The sequence below is a fragment of the Phenylobacterium sp. FG114 genome (genome assembly GCF_057809855.1).
On the sequence record NZ_JBMDKU010000033.1, the window covers coordinates 1 to 1,271 of the forward strand.

Consider the following 1,271-nt stretch of genomic DNA (forward strand, 5'->3'; position numbering starts at 1 on the left):
TGACGTGACCCCCGTTTCTCATCCAGTCGTAACGAGAGTCCTGGGTTGATCTGAGCCGTGCTCGGCGGGGGTTGCAAGAGGCCGGCGCGCGGAGACATCAGGTATCGCAGCGTGCCGGCCGGACTCTCCGGATAGGGCTCGGGCGTAGTCCCCTGGCGTCAGCCAGCCGAGCTTCGAGTGCGGCCGGGCTTCGTTGTAGTCGCGCCGCCAGGTCTCCAGCACGGCGCGGGCATGGGGCAGAGAGCGGAAGAGCGTCTCGTTCAGCAGCTCGTCTCGGAGGCGGCCGTTGAAGCTCTCGTTGAAGCCGTTCTGCTGCGGCTTTCCCGGCGCGATGTAGTGCCAGCCGACGCCGGTCTCGTCGGCCCAGCCGAGGATGGCGTTGGAGGTGTACTCCGTGCCGTTGTCGCTGACGATCATGTCGGGTCGCCCGCGGTGAGCGATGATGGCGTCCAGCTCGCGAGCGACCCGGCGCCCCGACAGCGAGGTGTCCGCCACCAGGGCCAGGCACTCGCGCGTGCAGTTGTCGATCACCGTCAGGATCCGGAAGCGCCGCCCGTCGGTCATCTGATCGGAGACGAAGTCCAGGCTCCAGCGCTGGTTGGGCAGCAGCGGCGCCTCGATCGGTCGCCGGGTCCCCATCGCCCGCTTGCGACCGCCGCGCCGACGCACGGTCAGCCGTTCCTCACGGTAGATCCGCTGGACCCGCTTCCTGTTCACCGCCTGGCCTTCCCGCCGCAGCAGCACGTGCAGGCGGCGATAGCCGAAGCGCCGCCGCTCCTGGGCCAGCGCCTTCAGCCGTTCGCGCAGGGCGCCATCGTCGGGCCGCGTCGCCTGGTAGCGCACGCTCGCCCGATCCGCCCCGATCACCCGGCACGCCCGCCGCTCGCTCATCTCGTAGGTCGACTGCAGATACGCCGCAGCCTCCCGATGCGCGGCGGGCGTCACCACTTTTTTCCCAGCAGATCCTTCAGCGCGACGTTGTCGAGCATCGCGTCCGCCAGCATCCGCTTCAGCTTGGCGTTCTCGTCCTCCAGCGCCTTCAGCCGCCGGGCCTCCGACACGTCCAGCCCGCCAAACTTGGCCTTCCACTTGTAGAACGTCGGCGAGCTGAGACCGTGCTTCCTGCACAAATCCGCCACCGGCACGCCGGCCTCCTGCTCCCGCAGGATCCCGATGATCTGCTCTTCCGTGAACCTTGATCGCTTCATTCGTCCGTCCTTTGGTCGGGCGGACTCTAGCTATTCCTGGCTGAGTTTCAGGGGGTCACGTCA

At 67.9% G+C, this 1,271-nt stretch carries 1 protein-coding gene; it reads right to left on the minus strand.

The window, feature by feature from the left end:
• Positions 1-18: 18 nt before the first annotated feature.
• Positions 19-1,208, minus strand: a protein-coding gene (locus tag ACODSY_RS26015; protein WP_111278750.1) for an IS3 family transposase whose coding sequence is annotated in 2 segments (ribosomal slippage) — positions 19-956 and positions 956-1,208 — 1,191 coding nt in all. Because the reading frame shifts where the segments join, the coding sequence is not laid out codon by codon here.
• Positions 1,209-1,271 lie beyond the last annotated feature (63 nt).